The sequence below is a fragment of the Pseudochelatococcus sp. G4_1912 genome (assembly GCF_047501465.1).
In the GTDB taxonomy this organism is placed as follows: Bacteria; Pseudomonadota; Alphaproteobacteria; order Rhizobiales; family Beijerinckiaceae; genus Pseudochelatococcus.
In genome coordinates this window covers 517,307-535,578 of record NZ_JAZDRL010000002.1, presented here as the reverse complement: position 1 = coordinate 535,578, position 18,272 = coordinate 517,307, and the positions used below count along the sequence as shown (strand labels likewise).

15 protein-coding genes are annotated in these 18,272 nt (G+C 55.6%); 8 read left to right on the top strand and 7 right to left on the bottom strand.

Features of this window, described 5'->3' with window-relative positions; all coding sequences use genetic code 11:
- Window positions 1–511: 511 nt before the first annotated feature.
- Complete coding sequence (gene rnr / locus VRZ32_RS09660; protein ID WP_414526186.1) at window positions 512–2,854, bottom strand: ribonuclease R; 2,343 nt, start codon at window positions 2,852–2,854, stop codon at window positions 512–514.
- 136 nt (window positions 2,855–2,990) lie between these two features.
- Between rnr and hemW the strand changes: the two genes are divergently transcribed.
- Window positions 2,991–4,151, top strand: a complete 1,161-nt coding sequence (hemW, locus tag VRZ32_RS09655) for a radical SAM family heme chaperone HemW (RefSeq protein ID WP_414525524.1) — start codon at window positions 2,991–2,993, stop codon at window positions 4,149–4,151.
- Window positions 4,152–4,360: 209 nt separating this feature from the next.
- On the opposite strand, the gene VRZ32_RS09650 is transcribed toward hemW, so the two are convergent.
- Window positions 4,361–4,870 carry a DUF2244 domain-containing protein gene (locus VRZ32_RS09650; RefSeq protein WP_414525523.1) on the bottom strand — a complete coding sequence of 170 codons (510 nt, stop codon included), beginning with the start codon at window positions 4,868–4,870 and terminating at the stop codon, window positions 4,361–4,363.
- A 466-nt stretch (window positions 4,871–5,336) separates the two neighbouring features.
- Here VRZ32_RS09650 and nth point away from each other — a divergent pair, with 466 nt between their 5' ends.
- Window positions 5,337–5,999, top strand: coding sequence for an endonuclease III (gene nth, locus VRZ32_RS09645; protein WP_414525522.1), 663 nt, complete (start codon window positions 5,337–5,339; stop codon window positions 5,997–5,999).
- Window positions 6,000–6,052: 53 nt separating this feature from the next.
- On the opposite strand, the gene gshB is transcribed toward nth, so the two are convergent.
- The 3 genes from gshB to rsmI form a co-directional block, all read right to left on the bottom strand.
- A complete protein-coding gene (gene gshB, locus VRZ32_RS09640; protein WP_414525521.1) occupies window positions 6,053–7,015 on the bottom strand; it encodes a glutathione synthase in 963 nt (320 codons plus the stop codon).
- A gap of 119 nt (window positions 7,016–7,134) precedes the next feature.
- Window positions 7,135–7,518 (bottom strand): YraN family protein, encoded by a 384-nt coding sequence (locus VRZ32_RS09635; RefSeq protein WP_414525520.1) that lies wholly within the window; start codon window positions 7,516–7,518, stop codon window positions 7,135–7,137.
- Window positions 7,518–8,492, bottom strand: coding sequence for a 16S rRNA (cytidine(1402)-2'-O)-methyltransferase (gene rsmI, locus VRZ32_RS09630; protein ID WP_414525519.1), 975 nt, complete (start codon window positions 8,490–8,492; stop codon window positions 7,518–7,520). Before rsmI ends, VRZ32_RS09635 begins: the two co-directional genes overlap by 1 nt.
- Window positions 8,493–8,856: 364 nt before the next feature.
- Between rsmI and VRZ32_RS09625 the strand changes: the two genes are divergently transcribed.
- Complete coding sequence (locus tag VRZ32_RS09625; RefSeq protein WP_414525518.1) at window positions 8,857–10,122, top strand: penicillin-binding protein activator; 1,266 nt, start codon at window positions 8,857–8,859, stop codon at window positions 10,120–10,122.
- A gap of 330 nt (window positions 10,123–10,452) precedes the next feature.
- Window positions 10,453–10,710, top strand: coding sequence for a hypothetical protein (locus VRZ32_RS09620; protein WP_414525517.1), 258 nt, complete (start codon window positions 10,453–10,455; stop codon window positions 10,708–10,710).
- Window positions 10,711–10,817: 107 nt separating this feature from the next.
- On the opposite strand, the gene purN is transcribed toward VRZ32_RS09620, so the two are convergent.
- Window positions 10,818–11,498, bottom strand: a complete 681-nt coding sequence (gene purN, locus VRZ32_RS09615; RefSeq protein ID WP_414525516.1) for a phosphoribosylglycinamide formyltransferase — start codon at window positions 11,496–11,498, stop codon at window positions 10,818–10,820.
- Window positions 11,495–12,571 (bottom strand): phosphoribosylformylglycinamidine cyclo-ligase, encoded by a 1,077-nt coding sequence (gene purM, locus VRZ32_RS09610; protein ID WP_414525515.1) that lies wholly within the window; start codon window positions 12,569–12,571, stop codon window positions 11,495–11,497. The genes purN and purM overlap by 4 nt, the downstream gene beginning before the upstream one ends.
- 473 nt (window positions 12,572–13,044) lie before the next feature.
- On the opposite strand from purM, the gene VRZ32_RS09605 reads away from it, so the two are divergent.
- The 4 genes from VRZ32_RS09605 to VRZ32_RS09590 all read left to right on the top strand — a co-directional run bounded on the left by VRZ32_RS09605 (window position 13,045) and on the right by VRZ32_RS09590 (window position 18,241).
- A complete protein-coding gene (locus tag VRZ32_RS09605; RefSeq protein WP_414525514.1) occupies window positions 13,045–13,602 on the top strand; it encodes a CDP-alcohol phosphatidyltransferase family protein in 558 nt (185 codons plus the stop codon).
- A 203-nt stretch (window positions 13,603–13,805) separates the two neighbouring features.
- Window positions 13,806–14,915: an AI-2E family transporter gene (locus tag VRZ32_RS09600; RefSeq protein WP_414525513.1), complete on the top strand. Its 1,110-nt coding sequence runs from the start codon at window positions 13,806–13,808 to the stop codon at window positions 14,913–14,915.
- Window positions 14,908–15,654: an AAA family ATPase gene (locus tag VRZ32_RS09595; RefSeq protein ID WP_414525512.1), complete on the top strand. Its 747-nt coding sequence runs from the start codon at window positions 14,908–14,910 to the stop codon at window positions 15,652–15,654. Before VRZ32_RS09600 ends, VRZ32_RS09595 begins: the two co-directional genes overlap by 8 nt.
- A 421-nt stretch (window positions 15,655–16,075) precedes the next feature.
- Window positions 16,076–18,241, top strand: coding sequence for an RNA degradosome polyphosphate kinase (locus VRZ32_RS09590; protein ID WP_414526185.1), 2,166 nt, complete (start codon window positions 16,076–16,078; stop codon window positions 18,239–18,241).
- The last annotated feature ends 31 nt before the right edge of the window (window positions 18,242–18,272 follow it).

Here is an 18,272-nt window from a genome sequence, read left to right as displayed (position 1 = left end):
TTTGCAAATTCTGCATCTCTGCACATAATATCTGCGGAATTGATTGGCGCAGTTCAGGTGTTGGCATAAATATATTTATAAGCGCGACCGTGATTTCTTTGAAGGAAAGTAGCGCGCTAATCATGACGGCGCATATGCTTGCAAAGATGGCTACCTGCACTCAAGGTACAAGCGGGGGATATAATACAATCAGGCTGTCGCAAAGTTTGGCTTTGTTCATGGTCACTCCCTCTCAATGAGATAATTAACCACCAGAACAGCAACCCCTTTATGGGGCGCCAACCTGGTGGCCGGGAGTTAAGAACCGCACACAGACGGCACGATAATCTTTAGCCGCGAAGCTTGGATATGCGCATCGCCATCCGGCCCTAAAAGGGCGGAAGACAGAATCGAAATTTTAACCGATGCTATCGTCGCTGTGTGAGGAGTTCTTACGCTCCTGCACCACTGACGTCAAAATAGGAAATTCAGCCGTAAAGTAAAACGAGAATGTCTCGTTAGAAAAGTTATCCTAACGCCCGCGTGCGAACTTTGGCTTTCCGGGGCGTCCTACCTTGTAGGTCTTGCGTGCACCGGCGCTTGCCAGAAGTTCGAACCGCAAGGCACCGGCAATCGGCACCGCCTCGACCAGGCGGACCTGCACGCTGTCGCCCAGACGATAGGATATGCGCGAGCGGCTGCCGACGAGCGCGTGCTGCGCTTCATCGTAGCGGAAGAAGTCCTGCCCCAGTGTTGAAGCCGGGATGAAGCCATCGGCGCCTGTGTCCGCCAGCTTCACAAACAAACCGGCGCGTGTGACGCCAGCGATGCGGCCGGTGAAGTTCGCGCCGATCTGGTCTGCCATGAAATGCGCGATCAGACGGTCCGTGGTCTCGCGCTCAGCGGCCATTGCGCGCCGTTCTGAAGCGGAAATCTGGGCTGCGACTTCGGCCAGATCCTCGCGTGAGGTGTGCGAAGACAGGCCATCCGAACCAAGCTTCAACGCCCGGATCAGGCCGCGGTGAACGATAAGATCAGCATAACGGCGGATGGGCGAGGTGAAGTGTGCGTAGCGGCGAAGGTTAAGGCCGAAATGGCCATAATTATCAGCCGAATATTCAGCCTGCGCCTGCGTGCGCAATACCACCTCGTTGATGAAATCGCGGTTGGGTGAATTCTCGACATGCGCAAGGATTTTGTTGAACATAGCCGGTGCGAGCGCGCCCGATTTCGGCGACTTCATGCCAATGGAGGCCAGCACTTCGCCTAATGCCCGCAGCTTTTCGAGTGAGGGTTCGTCATGCGTGCGGTAGATGAGCGGCGAGCCGGCCTGCTCCAGCGATTCCGCCGCGCAGACATTGGCGAGAATCATGCATTCTTCGATCAGCTTATGCGCATCGAGGCGCTCTGGCATGATCACACGGTCGAGTGAGCCGTCTGGCTTCAGAATCAGTTTGCGTTCTGGCAGATCAAGCGCTAGCGGATCGCGCTCATCACGGGCATCAGTTAATGCTGCATAGGCATCCCAGAGGGGGCGCAATACCGTATCAAGGATAGGGCGCGTCACATCATCCGGCATGCCATCGATAGCCGCCTGCGCCTGCTGATACGAAAGCTTTGCTGCAGAGCGCATCATGATGCGGTGGAACGTATGCCGACGCTTGAAACCACGGATATCGAGCACGATTCGCACGGCGAGTGCGGGCCGGTCTTCAAGGGGGCGTAGCGAACCGAGATCGTTGGAGATGCGTTCTGGCAGCATTGGCACGACGCGGTCGGGGAAGTAGACCGAATTGCCGCGTTCCAGCGCATCCTTGTCGAGGCCCGTGCCAGGGCGCACATAGGCTGCCACATCGGCAATCGCCACGGTGAGGATATGGCCCCCCTCGTTGTTCGGATCAGTATCCGGCGCGGCGTGGACAGCGTCGTCATGATCCTTGGCGTCGGCGGGGTCTATGGTGACGAGCGGTAGCGTGCGCCAATCTTCACGGCCTGCCAGCGAGACTGGTTTGGTCTCCTCCGCCTCACGCAGGGCTGCAGGCGAGAAGACGTGCGGGATGTCATGCGCATGAATTGCAACGAGGCTGACGGCCCGTTCCGATTTCAACGAGCCAAGCCGTTCACCGACTTTTGCCGTTGAGGTGCCGTAACGTGTCGAGCGCGTAACGCTGGCTGTTACCAGATCGCCATCCTGCGCTTCGCCGCCATCGCCCGGGCGAATGGTGAGTTCGCGGCCGAGCAGCTTTTTATCAACAGGCACCAGTCGTCCGCCGTTGCCATCGGGATTGGCGCGGTAGATGCCGAGCAGAATGGAACGCGTCTTGGCCAGCACCTTGATGATGCGGCCGGTATAGGAAGGCGCGTGCTTTTCAATGGAATCCCGGTCACGATTAACTTCAAGCCGCAGCAACACCTGATCGCCCACGCCCGGCACTGGTTGGCCGGGTTTTGGGCGGCGTGGCAGCATGATTACGATGCGGGGGGCGGGACTGTTGCCGTCCGGATCGTCCCATTCGGTGGGCTTTGCAATCAGCTCGCCATCTTTGTCGCGCATGGTGATGTCAGCAAGCACGACGGGGGGGAGCATGTCTGCGCGGTGCATCGTTTTCTTGCGCCGATCGATCGCGCCTTCGTCTTCCAGCTCTTTCAGAATACGCTTCAGCCAAATGCGCTGGCCGCCGCCAATCCCGAAGGCGCGCGCAATTTCGCGCTTGCCGACCTTGCCTGTTGATTCGGCAATAAAGGAGATGATCTGCTCTTTTGTCGGCAGAAACTCTTCAGGCAAATGCTTTTGATGCAATGCTGATGCGCCGCCCTTATTGGAGCGGGGTTTGCGTGTTTTTGATGCCGCGGCGCTGGCTGCGCGGGTCTTCATTTGTTTGGCCACTGTCTATTCCAAAGCCCGCACGGTGCGGCAAATAAGTTTCTTCTCGCACGTTGTGATCAAAAGTGGAAGCGATCCTCGCACGTCAGGTGTTGCGTTTCGCATACAATCGGTTCACAGACATCCCATGATCGATCATCCTACCCGAGATGCGGGCTTCGGCGTTTATGTCCATTGGCCATTTTGCGCATCGAAATGTCCGTATTGTGACTTTAACAGCCACGTTCGCCATCAACCGGTGGATGAACCGCGTTTTGCGGCCGCTTTCGCCCGCGAGATCGCCCACAACGCAGCGCTTGCGCCGGGGCGGACGGTTACGTCGATCTTCTTTGGTGGTGGCACGCCTTCATTGATGCAGCCTAAAACCATTGGGGCGATCCTCGATGCAATTGCAGGCCATTGGGCGGTTTCGCCAAAGGCCGAGATCACCCTGGAGGCGAATCCCACAAGTGTTGAGGCGGAGCGGTTTCGCGGTTACCGCGCGGCTGGGGTCAACCGGGTCTCGCTTGGTGTGCAGGCGCTGAATGATGCTGATCTGAAGGCATTGGGCCGCAAGCATTCGGCTGAGGAAGCGCTTGCTGCTGTGAAGCTTGCGGCTAAGAGTTTCGAGCGTTACTCGTTCGATCTCATCTATGCCCGCCCAAACCAGACGCCTCACGCATGGGCGCAGGAGCTGGAGCAGGCGATATCGCATGCGGTGGAGCATTTGTCACTCTATCAGCTCACGATTGAGCCTGGCACCTGGTACGCAAAGTTGCATGCAGCGGGCAAGCTCATCATTCCTGATGATGAATCGGCACGGGTACTTTATGACATCACGCAGGATGTCTGCGCCAGGCATGGCCTGCCGGCCTATGAGATTTCCAACCACGCGCGCCCGGGCGCGGAGAGCCGACATAACCTCGTCTACTGGCGGTATGGCGAGTATGCGGGCATTGGCCCCGGCGCGCATGGGCGGCTGGTGACCAATGAAGGGCGTATGGCGTTCTCCACCGAGCGCAGCCCGGAAGGGTGGCTTGAGCTTGTGGAGCGCGATGGCAATGGCATCATCGAGCGCGAGTGCCTTGCGGATGATGCGCAAGCCGATGAATTTCTGTTGATGGGCCTGCGGCTGGTTGAGGGCATTGATCCCAAGCGTTACGCTGCGTTTTCAGGCCGAACGCTATCGGTTGAGAAAATGCATGATCTGGCTGATCAGGGCTTTATAGAGATGGTAAATGGGCGTCTGCGCGCCACCAAAACAGGCCTGCCAATCCTGAATGCAGTGATCGCTGCGCTCGCTGCATAAACGGATGCGCCGATCTGCGCGCCATGCTCGCCTGCAACTGCTGCCTTTCTCCGCTTCCGGTGCTCATGGGCAGAAGTCCACTGCGCTGCGGTTCTCGAAAGGCAGTAGTTTCGTCTCACCCAGACGAGAAGCTCAACACATCCTGTGGCCCTGATCCCGCATGGTTGCTTCAGGTGGCTGCAACTGGCAGCGCTCTGTGCGTTCTCAGCTCACCGCTTTGCTTCAAGTAGAGCGGTGTGTAGGGCCTGGCCTAGGCTTTCGCGCTCGGGGGGCGAGAGGGCGTCGCCTACGGTGACGCGTTGGCCGCGTGAGATAAACGTCAGCTTCTCAACACCGAAATCAGCATGGATCTGGCGCTCAAGCCGCGTCCAGAGGGGATTGAAGTGCCATTCCCGCCGCACGCCGTGATGGCTGACCTTGCGCATCAAGAGTTCAACGCGCGACAGCCATATTTCCTCAAATGAATTGGCGCGGCGAAAGTTGATGCGGAATGCGATATAGAGCGCCAGCAGATCAATGCCGAAAAAGCCGACGACTGGCCACGCGCCCATCATCACAAATGGCAGGCTGGAGATCACACTCGCCAGACAGATCAACGTCATAGTAATGCGAAAAGCCTCACGCCCCAATGAGCGATGCGGTGTTATCCGCGCCGCAAATAGCGTGGCATCAGGCGCATCCATGTTCGGAGGCGCAGAGGGGCTGTGAGGTGCCGTCATTCTGATAGTGCAATATATATGAAAAATGGTTCGAGAGAATGAGTATAAGCGCTGATGTCACCGATGTTTGCGGAAGTTCATTGCCTGTCCGGTCAAGGTTTGGCTCTATTTCACCTCGGTGTGGCTTGCATCTCAGCGCGTAAATGAGAAGCCAGGCCACAATTCCGGTTTGACTTCAAATTCGAACGCTCTATTCCTGAAAGCGGCTTCGCAATCTTGCGAATCCGGGGTCTGGCAGCCTCTCAGTTATCGGTTGGCGTGCCTCCCTTACTCTATGGCCGGGAAGGCGTTGGCGTGCGTTCAGGGCCCTGCCTAAAGGCCAGCGTGACCGTATGACTGTGGTTTGCTAGCTCTCACGGCCACCTGCAAACTGAATGATGCATAAGAATGCGGATAGAGTGTCGCGATGACATCTTATCTGACTCTTGCCCCCGATTTAAACCGTAACGCAGCCTAAGAAAAACCCGTGAGCAGACATTTAGCCAACCCTCCTGTTGTCGATCCAGCCACCGTTGCCGAGATTTTTCGCCGGTTTGAAGAAGCTAATCCCGAACCGAAGGGTGAGCTGGAATATACCAATCCGTTTACGCTGCTGGTTGCAGTGGCGCTTTCCGCGCAGGCGACGGACGTTGGTGTGAACAAGGCTACACGTGCGCTGTTTGCAATTGCTGATACGCCCGAGAAAATGGTGGCGCTGGGTGAAGAGCAGTTGCGCGATTATATCAAGACCATTGGTCTGTTTCGCACCAAAGCCAAGAATGTGATTGCACTCTCGCAGATGCTGATTGAGCGTTTCAACGCCACTGTGCCGCAAACCCGGGCCGAACTGGAACAATTGCCCGGCGTGGGCCGAAAGACCGCAAATGTGGTGCTCAACATTGCTTTTGGTGAGCCAACAATTGCTGTCGATACGCACCTCTTCCGTGTCGCAAACCGCATTCCGTTAGCGCCTGGCGCTACGCCGCTGGCAGTGGAGCTTGGGCTGGAGCGTATCGTGCCTGCGCGTTATGGTCGCCATGCGCACCATTGGCTCATTCTGCATGGCCGCTATGTCTGTAAAGCCCGCAAGCCCGAATGCCCGCGGTGCCTTATCAACGACTTATGTCGCTTTGAACCAAAAACCGCTTGACCGCTTCGGAACAGCGGTCACGGAATCGGGAATCACGGTCACGCTATCCACAATCAAGCGGATAAAGAGGCGGCGCGTTTGCGTTCAATCGCGTCCCAGATGATGGCTGCAACATCCGGGCCGCCATTACGCTTGATGGCCCGAATGCCGGTGGGGGATGTTACGTTGATCTCGGTCAGGTATCCGTCAATCACATCAATGCCAACGAACAACAGACCACGCTCACGCAGTGCCGGGCCGATGGTTTCGCAGATCTCGCGCTCGCGCTCGGTGAGGTCAGTGGCTAGGGCTGCGCCGCCGCGTACCATATTGGAACGTATATCATTTTCTGCCGGCACGCGGTTGACCGCACCCGCGTATTCGCCATCTGCAAGGATGATGCGCTTGTCGCCAAACTTCACGGCAGGCAGGAATTTCTGCACCACCCAAGGTTCACGGAAGGTCACGGAGAAGAGATCGAAAAGCGAGCCGAAATTGCCGTCCTTTTCATTCACCTGAAACACCGATGCACCGCCATGGCCGTAGAGCGGCTTCATCACGATCACGCCATGTTCCTCACGGAAAGCGTTGATTTCGTCCTTATCGCGGGTGATGAGGGTGGGGGGCATCAATTGCGGAAATGCGGTCACGAAAAGCTTCTCCGGCGCGTTGCGAACATGCGCAGGATCGTTGATAACCAACGTTTCCGGGTGCACGCGCTCCAGAAAATGCGTTGACGTAATATACGCAAGATCGAACGGTGGATCCTGCCGCAGCAACACCACATCGGTAGTCGCTGCCAGATCGATGCGCTTAGCCTCACCTAGTGTTGCGTAATCGGGGGTCGTGACGTCACGTACCTTTAGTGGATGCGCCAGCGCCGTCACGCGGCTATCGCGCATGCTCAGGCTGTCCGGGGTGTAGTAGAGCAGCTGATGCCCACGCTTTTCAGCTTCCAGCAGCAGGGCGAAGGTGGAATCGCCGGCCACGTTAATACGGTCGATCGGGTCCATCTGGACGGCTACGACAAGGCTCATCGGCATTTTGCTCCGCTTGGAAAATCTGATTTGTTTTTATGCGGCACTCCCACAGGGATCGCAACTCAAGAGTGAGTACAACGGAAAATCCATGCCTTTAAGGAGAGCATTGATATCTGTTAGTCCAGATAAAGCGTCATTACATTTGGCACATGCTGCGGGAAGCGACGCTGGCCTACAAAAATGGCATCGCAGCGCAACGTCATGGGCATTGCCCAATTGTTGCGTGCCAGCCAATGGCGTATAGCCCCAACAATGCGTCGTTCCTTGGTTGATGTGATGGCTATGCGTGCATCATCAAGCGCTGCACGTGCCTTGACCTCAACGAAGATAACCGTTTTGCCGCGCTGTGCGATGATATCAATCTCGCCACCTGCTGCCGCATATCTGCGCGCGATGATGCGATAGCCCTTCAGTATCAGAATCAAGCCTGCCAGGCGTTCAGCGCGCAGTCCTCGCTGGTGGGCTGCGACCCGTTTTACTCCCCGTGATGGTCCGCGCATTATTTGCCCTCATCACCATCATTGCGTTTTGGCGCCAATTGTAGCGCACGGGCGTAAACCTCACGCTTGGGAAGGCCGGTTTCTGCCGAAATAATCGCTGCCGCATCTTTCACGCGATACTGTTCCAGCGCTTTGGTAATCCGCGCATCCAGATCTGCTTCTGCCAACGCCTTGGCACCTTCCACCGGCGGGCCAATCAGCACTACGATTTCGCCTCTGGGCGTTTCATCTTCATAGCTTTTTGCGAGTGCTGGTAGCTTGTCGCGCCGCACTTCTTCATAAAGCTTGGTCAGCTCTCGCGCCACAGCGGCCTGGCGATCGCCCAGAACGGCAGCAGCATCTGCAAGCATTTCAGCAACGCGACGGGGAGATTCGAAAAACACCAGCGTGGATGGAACTTCGCTCAATGCCGCTAGGCGGGCACGTCTTGCACCGCTTTTATTGGGCAGAAAACCTTCAAAGAAGAAACGATCCGTCGGCAAGCCTGAAACCACAAGTGCTGTCAGAACAGCAGAGGGGCCGGGGTTGGATATAACCTTGATATTATGCGAAAGCGCATCATCAACCAGCTTGTAGCCGGGGTCTGAGACCAATGGCGTGCCCGCATCTGAGACAAGCGCCAGCGCTTCACCGGCTTCTAGACGCGCCAGCACTTTCGGGCGCATCTGCTCAGCGTTATGCTCGTGATAGCCGATCAGCGGGGTGGTAATGCCATAATGTGCCAGCAAAACCTTGGTGACGCGGGTATCCTCCGCCAGAATGGCATCAGCGGCGGCAAGGGTGCCAAGCGCGCGGAAGGTTATGTCCTTCAGGTTACCAATCGGGGTTGCAACGATGTGCAGGCCCGGCGCAATCGGTTCTGCCTCAGCGGCAAGACCAAACGCGGTAAACCGTGAGGTGGCGGGTTTTTGTGCAGCCGCAACTTTTGAAGCTTCCACGGTATCGCGCGTGGGGACGCGCTTGTCATCGTTCATTCCATAACCCTTTTCACGGCCATCCGCTGTTGAATGGCGTGATTCTGCTCTCTCGTGGGTAGCATGAGAGGGGGGGAGGGCGTCAATTAATGGGGATAACGCATGCACCCACCCCGCAAAATCATACCCCGATCATAAGATATTTGTGACACGAGAGCCAGAGATGATAACTTCATATTAGCTAATGTATTCAGTTTGATAGCTTCGACAGCTGCAGCCGCGAATATGCTGCTCTGCGGGTGGCATGTCGGTTATTGGTTCATCGGTTGCGGACATCTTGTCATTCGTCGCCATGTAAGCAATCTTGCTTGGCTATGAAGGCAATCTTGCCCAGTGATCTGCCATCAGCATAGGGAGAGTGCCCGTGTTTCGCGCCTTCAACCGCAAATCGCTTTCTGATTTAGCCATTGTTGCTTCATCGCTGCCTCTGCCCACTCCATCCAGGGCCCTTAGGCGGATAAGGAGTGTTGCGCTCACGCTGACAACAGCGATGTTTGTGGTTGGTTGTTCGGGATCAGGCGGGTTTTTCGGATTGGGCGGGGGCGATTCAGGGACGCCGCCATCCTCAGTGCAGGCCGTGCCAAATAGCGTGATTGGCACAGGATCAACCAAGATTGCACTGATTTTGCCGCTTTCAGCACCCGGTGGCGCGGGAGCGACAGCGCAATCGCTTCGTCATGCGGCTGAACTGGCAATTGATGAATTCAGCGCGCCGGATATTCAGCTGTTGGTGCGGGATGATCAGGGGACGGAAGCAGGCGCGCGCGAGGCGACCCGCTCGGCATTGGCAGATGGGGCTGAACTCGTGCTTGGGCCATTGTTTTCCGCACCTACACAGGCTGCAGGTGCTGTGGCGTTGCCGCATAACAGGTCGGTTATTTCATTCTCTACAGATAGCAGTGTTGCACAACCAGGTGTTTATCTGCTGAGCTTCCTGCCGGAGACTGAAGTTGATCGTATTATCCGCTTCGCAGCCCAGCGGGGCCGCAAATCCTTTGCTGCACTCGTGCCCGACAATGCCTATGGCAAAGTTGTGCAGACGGCATTTCAGAATGCGGTTGCATCTACTGGTGGACGTGTGATCTCTGTTGAGACCTATGCCGCTGATCGCTCCAATTTACAAGAGGTTGTGCAGCGTATAGCCGCTCATGCGGGCAAGTTCGATGCGCTTTTCTTGCCCGACAACGCAGATACCTTGCCAAGTGTGGCGCAATATTTGCGGACTGCCGGCGTTGATGCCAGCAAGGTTAAGTTTCTTGGCACGTCACTTTGGAACGATCCACGCGTGCTTGCCATACAGGGCTTGCGTGGTGGTTGGTATGCAGCGCCTGAATCGGCCGGTTTCGTTGCTTTTGCAAAGCGTTATCAGGATAAATTTGGTGCCGAACCCGTACGTATTGCCAGCTTGACGTATGATGCCGTTTCTCTGGCTGCAGCGCTTGTCCGTACGCAGGGTTCGCAACGGTTTTCAACGCAGGTACTGACGAACCGGGCGGGCTTTGCAGGCGTTGACGGTGTATTCCGCTTCAACGCCAATGGCACCAACGACAGAGCGCTCGCCATTTTCGAAGTCCGCCAAAACACATCAGTAACCGTGAGTGCCGCTCCCCGCGAGTTCAAAATGAATTGATCTTCGCGCCATGGTGGCCGCTGCCTCGGGCCTGGGCGGTATCGATTGCCCAATTCTGATTTGACTTCAACGCCGAACACATTATTTCTAAAGGCGGATTCGCAATCTTGTGAGTCCGGGGTCTAGAAGCCCCTCAAACAGCGGTTGGTACCAACCGTGATGGTGCCTCCCTCGCCTATGGCCGGGGAGGCGCTGGCGCATGTTCAGGGCTTGCCTAAAGGCCAGCGCAGCCGTCTGTTTGCGGTTTTCTAGCTCTCCGGCCACCAGCTTTCATGCTTTTATGGGTGTGTTTTCTGGTGGCCTCTTCATTTAGGAAGGGGAGTTGTTACCGTGGCTGATTATCATTTTGGTAAAAATCTATTGATACTTTACGCCCAGCTTACGCCATGGGTGCAGGCATTGCTTGGCTTGGGGTTATGTCTTGTCGTGATTAGTGTGACATATCTCTTGAAGGAAATCGTGGTTGCGCTCATGCAACCATTCCAGAACCTTCAAGCATCACAGCAAGCGTTGCAGCTGGAAATCCTGCAAAAACTGGATCGTTTGCTTACCCGAAGCATCCTGAATTTCCATCTGGGTATCCGTTAGGATGCATCGATTTTCGCGTCAGAGGGAAGCCCGAAAACGGCAACTCTCTGCGCGGCGTCAGTGCATCGGCAAGATCATGCTGCGCTCTGGTCCGAGAGATGCCTCTATCAGAAAGACGGCACTGCCATGGCGAGATTGGCTGGCGTGGTGTCGGTGTGAGCCTTGGTGATAACGCGGCGCCCCTCCATCCGTACGGCACCCCCTGCAACGAGAGCGAGTGCGCGTGGATATAGCAGGTGTTCTTGCACCAGTATGCGCTGGCTTAAAATATCTGGCGTGTCGCCCGATAATACAGGCACTGCCGCTTGCGCAATGATGGGGCCTGCATCAACCTCCGGCTCTACAAAATGCACTGTGCAGCCATGCAGACGTACACCTGCTTCAAGCGCACGCGCATGCGTATCCGTGCCTGGAAACGATGGCAGCAAGGAAGGGTGAATGTTTATAAGTTTGCCCAGCCACCGCTCCACAAACCACGGCGTGAGAATGCGCATGAAGCCAGCCAGGCATATCAGCTCGATGCCATGTGCTCGCAAACGGGCGTCGAGTGTCTGCTCAAACGCTTCACGATCACGGCCAAAGGGTTTGTGATCGACAATCTCTGTGGCTATGCCTGCTTCCTGCGCGGTTGTGATCCCTCTGGCATCTGGCCGGTTGGTTGCAACCAGCACAATGTTTGCCGGAAAATCCTCACCTGCAGCTGCTGCCAGCAACGCTGACATGTTTGAACCACGTCCGGATATCAACACAGCCGTACGCACGCGCCTGTTTTGGGAGGGATTGCTCACAGAGGCAGCCTACCCTTGGTAACAACGCGCTGCTCATCTGTGGAGGCGATGATCTCACCAATATGCGCTGGTGTTTCCCCTTCGGCTATCAATGCATCGGTGACAGCATCAATCTGGTCCGCAGCCACGATAACAACCATGCCGATGCCACAGTTGAACGTGCGCAGCATTTCAGCTTCTTCCACCTTGCCAGCGCGGGAAAGCCAACCAAAAACAGGTGGCGGCATAATGGCGGAAAGATCAAGCTGTGCAGCCGTGCCTTCAGGCAGCACACGGGGGATGTTGTCGATGAAGCCACCGCCGGTAATATGGGCAAGGCCCTTGATGGCATTCGTCCGGCGCATTGCACCAAGAAGTTGGCGCACGTAAATGCGCGTTGGCTCCAGCAATGCAACGCCCAGCTGCTTTTCTGGCGCAAAGGGTGCTGTTGCGTTCCAGTCGAGGCCCGCATGTGTCACAATGCGTCGCACAAGCGAGAACCCGTTGGAATGCACACCCGAGGATGGCAAACCAAGAATGGCGTCGCCAGGGCCAATATCAGCCCGCGGAAGCAGGCGATTGCGCTCTGCTGCACCTACCGCAAAACCGGCCAGATCATAATCGCCGGTGCTATAGAGCCCAGGCATTTCAGCTGTTTCACCACCTAGAAGCGCACAGCCTGCTTGTCGGCAGCCATCCACGATGCCCTGCACAACCAGCGCCCCTTCTGCCGGATCGAGCTTGCCGGTGGCGTAATAGTCGAGGAAGAACAGCGGCTCCGCACCCTGCACTATAAGATCGTTAACACACATCGCCACAAGATCGATGCCGATAGTCCCGTGCCGTCCGGTCTCGATGGCGATTTTGACCTTGGTGCCAACGCCATCATTGGCTGCGACAAGAATTGGATCGACGTAGCCTGCGGCTTTGAGATCAAATAAGCCACCGAAGCCACCAATCAGCCCATCAGCGCCGGGCCTGCGGGTAGCGCGTACCAACGGCTTAATTGCTTCCACCATGGCGTTGCCAGCATCAATATCAACCCCGGCTTGCGCGTAGGTGAGTCCATCTCCGTTGGATTCATTATGCGACATCGATTGTATTTCCTGCAAAAAAGCGTCCGAAAGGGCAATCAGCTAATTGGAGATAACACACTTGTAGGTCAGGATGACAGATGCTTGAACGAATGAGTGAAAGAACGCCGATGCATGGGTCGGGCGGGATAAGCCGGAACTGCCTGGCACCAGATGTATTGAGGTGGAGTAAGCTTTACAGACACATCAAGTCACCTCTTTTATCATTTAAAGAGATAGCTGATCTCTGAACAAGGTACTTTATGGGGAATATAGACAAAAAGGTATCGACAACATTTGTTTAGCCTTGCACCATCTCATAACAATGCAGCTTGTCTGTAGCCTGATAATTGATATAGCTGGATAATAAAGGCTACACGTACCGTAAAAAAATATAGCTGATTCAAACAGCAGGGGGGACGTGGATGAAAACGGCGACACACCCATACCTTTTCTCATGTGCAGGTTGCGTGTGAGAGGATGTGTGCCCGCTCATGACCATCCCTAATGTCATTACTATCCTGCGGCTTTTGTTGGTGCCGGCCATCGTGGTGATGATTGGTTCCGGGGCCTGGCTGGGTGCGTTCTTGCTGTTTGTGACAGCAGGCGCTTCTGATGGCATCGATGGGTATATTGCGCGCCGCTTCGACATGCGCAGTGAACTTGGTGCCTATCTTGATGCATTTGCTGACAAGGCGCTGCTCGTCTCCATCTTTATTTCGCTCGCAATTGCCAAGGCGTTGCCTGAATGGGTGGTGATTCTGGTGGTCTCGCGGGACGTGTTGATCCTGATGGCGATCATGATTTCATGGCTGATGGCGCGCCCTGTGGACATCCACCCGCTCAAGGTCAGTAAAATTAACACTGTCGCCCAAATTGTGCTTGCAGCACTTGTGCTTGCAGAACGCAGTATGGTCGGCGTAGGCTTTGGAAAGAGTGTGATTATCACGGCGCCATGGGTCATCCAGTCGGCGATGATCAGCGTGGTCATCTTGACGGTGGTTTCCGCAGGTGCCTATCTCACACTCTGGTTACGCCATATGGGTGACTAACAAACAGGATGCGTGAACTTTGCCTCAGCTATGGATGTTCTTTCTGCGGTTTATTCTGATGCATGGTTCAACACATCCTGGGGTTCTCTTTCTGCACGCGTAGCTTTGTGTGCGCCATGATGTGAAGTTCGACACATTCTGCGGTCCTTATTACTGCGCGGTTCTTAGGCGTGCATGGTTTTGGTAGATGAGAGTGGCGCCATATGAGTGATTTATCTCCCGTTGAACGTCAGATGCGTTTCTGGCTTGTCACGCTGGTGGTGTTGCTTATCGGATTATACTTTTTGCGCGGCATTCTACTGCCCTTTGTGGCAGGTCTTGCGCTGGCTTATCTGCTGGATCCGGTTGCAAACAGGTTGCAGAAGCTGGGAATGGGGCGCCTTACAGCGTCCGTCGTTATTCTGCTGCTGTTTGTATTAGCCTTTATTTTGGTGCTCTTGCTGCTGATGCCAATAGTGGTTAACCAGCTGGGCGCCGTCATCCAGAATCTGCCGGCCACGGCACAGCGCATTCAGTGGTTGGCGAAAGACTATGGTGGCCCGATAATCGAGCGGCTCGGTGGGCCTGAGGCGCTGACCAATCTGGAGCGCTCACTAAGCGACTTTGTCGGGCAGGCGGCCAGTTGGCTGGGCACGTTTGCATCTTCCCTCTGGTCTGGTGGGCAGGCAGTGATTGGCATTTTCGCGCTGCTCGTCGTGACCCCGGTCGTGGCTTTTTACATGCTGGTCGATTGGGAGCAAATGGTTACGGCTGTCGATAGCTGGCTGCCACGCCGTAGCGCCGATACGATTAGAACGCTCGCTCGGGAAATGAACCGCGCCATAGCAGGCTTTATTCGCGGGCAAGCTGTTGTTTGCTTGATCCTGGGCACCTTTTACGCTGTGGCACTCAGCATGCTCGGGCTGAATTTCGGCCTGTTGATCGGTCTCATCAGTGGCGCATTGACGTTTATTCCTTATGTTGGCTCCTTCACGGGATTTGTGTTGGCGGTTGGGGTGGCATTGGTGCAGTTCTGGCCTGAATGGCCTATGATTGCAGCGACGCTGGGCGTGTTTTTCTTTGGTCAGTTTGTTGAAGGAAACATTTTATCCCCTAAACTTGTTGGTGATGCTGTAGGGTTGCATCCGGTTTGGCTGATGTTTGCGCTGGTAGCGTTTGGCTCGCTGTTTGGTTTTGTGGGCTTGCTGCTGGCGGTGCCTATTGCGGCGGCAATTGGTGTGCTTACACGCTTTGCGCTACAACGCTATCTGGCCAGCCCTCTCTATCGAGGGCCGACGACGGAAGACAAGCCTCGGATTCATCTCGATGTCTGAAATCTCGATCGCAATGCCTCAGGATCCACCACGCCAGTTACCGCTTGATCTGCCCGTTGATACGCGGCTGGAGGCAGAGGACTTTCTCGTCGGGCCGGCGAACACACACGCTTATGCGATGATCGAAAGCTGGCCTGCCTGGCCTGATACGCTGCTGCGGCTTATTGGGCCTGAGGGATCGGGAAAAACGCATCTTGCATCAATCTGGGCGCAGCGTGCCGGTGCCAGTGTGGTGTCGATTGCTGATGTAACGACGGATAAGGTTGAGGCGCTTGCAGCGCAGAATGCGTTGGTGATTGAGGATGCGGATCAGATGCCGCGTGATGAACATGCGTTGTTTCATCTGCTGAATGTGATGCGGCGCAAGAACGCCTCTTCGGGTGCATCGATGCTGATCACGGCGCGTACCAAACCTGAGGAATGGGGGCTGGTCACGCCCGATTTGCTATCGCGCTTGCGATTGTCGCCTTCTGTCGCAATCGATGCGCCTGATGATGCGCTGCTGCGCGCGGTGTTGGTGAAGCTGTTCGTGGATCGGCAACTATTGGTGGATACAAGCGTGGTGGAGGCGCTTGGGCGGCGGATGGAACGCTCTCTCGCCGCTGCAGGTGCACTTGTTGAAATGCTTGATCGTGAGGCCTTGAGCCATAGCCGCCGTATCACACGGGTATTTGCTTTATCTATGCTTGATCGTTGGGAAGAAGAGCAACACTCACAGAAGGATACCGAACAGGGCTAGGCTCAGAACCTATAATGGTGCAGTTTATCCATGGAGACATTCAGAATAAGCCAGGAATATCGTCACGTGGATAAACGATATCCTTCGGACATTGCCACTGATCTGCGGTTGACTCACGTCAAGCCACTCGACTGGGGAACAACCCCCGCTCTTCGTGACTTTCCTTGCATAACTTGGTCATTACAATGCCATTGCAAGAGAATTAACAGATTCTGAGCCTAGACCTTTGAGGTGCATTTCGATTTGATATGCTCTCTTGGTTTTCCGTCGTGGAACTGTCGCGTAATGTTGCGACAAGGCGATTTGTGAATACGGATAATGGCAAGCTGCCCCACGCATGCCAGAAACGATGCGGAGATATATCGGAATGAACGTCGCAACGGTTTTGGACATGCATAAAGACAGCTCAGAAGTGGTTGATATGGTGACATCCGCTTATAACGTTTCCGATGTCGAGGCGCTGCGTCGTTCGCCGGCCCGTCTTATCAACCGTGAACTGTCGTGGTTGCAGTTTAATCGGCGTGTGCTGGAAGAGGCATCGAACCCGCGTCATCCACTGTTGGAACAGCTGCGCTTTTTGTCGATTTCCGCCAATAATCTCGATGAATTTTTCATGGTGCGTGTGGCGGGCCTGCGGGGGCAGTTGCGGTCTGGCATTTCGGTAATGTCGCAGGATTCGCTCTCACCTGCGGAACAGCTCAATCAGATTGGTGCTGAAGTCTCGCGCCTCGCCAGCGATCAGCAGAAGCGCTGGCTGGAGCTGCGTGATGCGTTGGTCGAAAACGCCATCGTGCTGATTGACTCGCACGAGCTCACCCGCGCCGAAATGAATTGGCTGGATGATTACTTCCTGCATTATGTCTTTCCGCTCGTAACACCGCTGGCCATTGATCCTGCGCATCCATTCCCGTTTATTCCCAATCTTGGTTTTTCGTTGGCGTTGTCGCTCTATCGTCAAGGCGACAACAAGGCGCTGAATGCGCTGATCCGCATTCCCAACAAGGTGCAACGCTTCATCAAGCTGCCGGATTTCGCCGAGACAGGTGCTTCGCGTTTTATCGTGCTGGAGCAAGTGCTGGTGCTGTTCATCAGCCGTCTGTTTCCTGGATATTCCGTGGCAGGGCAGGGTGGTTTTCGCATTGTGCGCGACTCTGATCTCGAAATTGAGGAAGAGGCTGAGGATCTGGTGCGGGAGTTCGAAAGCGCTCTCAAGCAGCGCCGTCGCGGCGTTGTCATCCGGCTGGAGCTTGAAGGCGCAATGCCCGACGATCTACGGGACTTCGTGGCGAAAGAACTGCATGTGCTACCGGATGAGATTTTTGTTTCCACCGGCATGCTGGCGTTGAATGAGCTTTCGCAGCTTGTCAGCCTGGATCGGCCTGACCTGAAGTTCAAGCGGTTTAATCCGCGCTATCCAGAGCGTATTCGGGAGCATGCGGGCGATTGTTTTGCTGCGATTCGCGAGAAAGATCTGGTCGTCCACCATCCGTATGAATCGTTCGACGTGGTGGTGCACTTTCTGCAACAGGCTGCGCGCGATCCGGATGTTGTAGCCATCAAGCAGACGCTTTACCGCACGTCATCAGACTCTTCCATCGTCAAGGCACTGGCGGAAGCGGCTGAAGCCGGCAAGTCTGTCACTGCGCTGGTGGAGCTGAAGGCTCGCTTTGATGAAGAGGCCAACATTCGCTGGGCGCGCGATCTGGAGCGCGCCGGTGCGCAGGTGGTGTTCGGGTTTATCGAGCTTAAAACCCACGCCAAGATGTCCTCAGTTGTGCGGCGCGAGAACGGTCAGTTGGTGACCTATTGTCATGTGGGCACAGGCAATTACCACCCGGTAACGGCCCGGGTTTATACCGATTTGTCGTTCTTTACGGCTGATCCGGCGATTGCGCGCGATGTCAGCCGCATCTTCAACTTCATCACTGGTTATGCGGAGCCGGCTGAGCTGGAGCGTATGGCGGTGTCGCCGTTGACGATCAAGCCGCGGATTCTGCAGCACATTCAGGAAGAGATTGATCACGTTAAGGCGGGGCGTCCCGGCACTGTATGGCTGAAGTGCAACTCGCTTGTCGATGAGCAGGTGATTGATGCGCTATATGATGCGAGTCGTGCCGGTGTGCAGGTCGATCTGGTGGTGCGGGGTATCTGCTGCTTGCGTCCGGGCATTCCTGGATTATCGGAGAACATTCGCGTCAAATCTATTGTGGGCCGCTTCCTTGAGCATAGCCGTATCTATGCATTCGGTAACGGACGCGGGTTGCCTAACCCGCAGGCACATGTATATATTTCGTCCGCAGATTTGATGCAGCGAAATCTTGACAGGCGTGTTGAAGCGATGTGTCCGATCTCAAATCCGACGGTACATCAACAGGTTCTTGATCAGATTCTGCTTGCCAATCTACTGGATAACGAGCAGAGCTGGATCATCCAGCCGGATGGGACGGGTAAACGCGTCATGCCTGCTGCTGGTGAAGAGCCGTTCAATGCCCATGCCTATTTTATGACCAACCCGAGTTTGTCAGGCCGTGGAAAGTCGCTCAGAAATTCTCGCCCTCGTAGCCTCGCGAAGGGGCAAAATGGGTGATACCGGCGCACGTGCCGATGCTGCCCTTCAT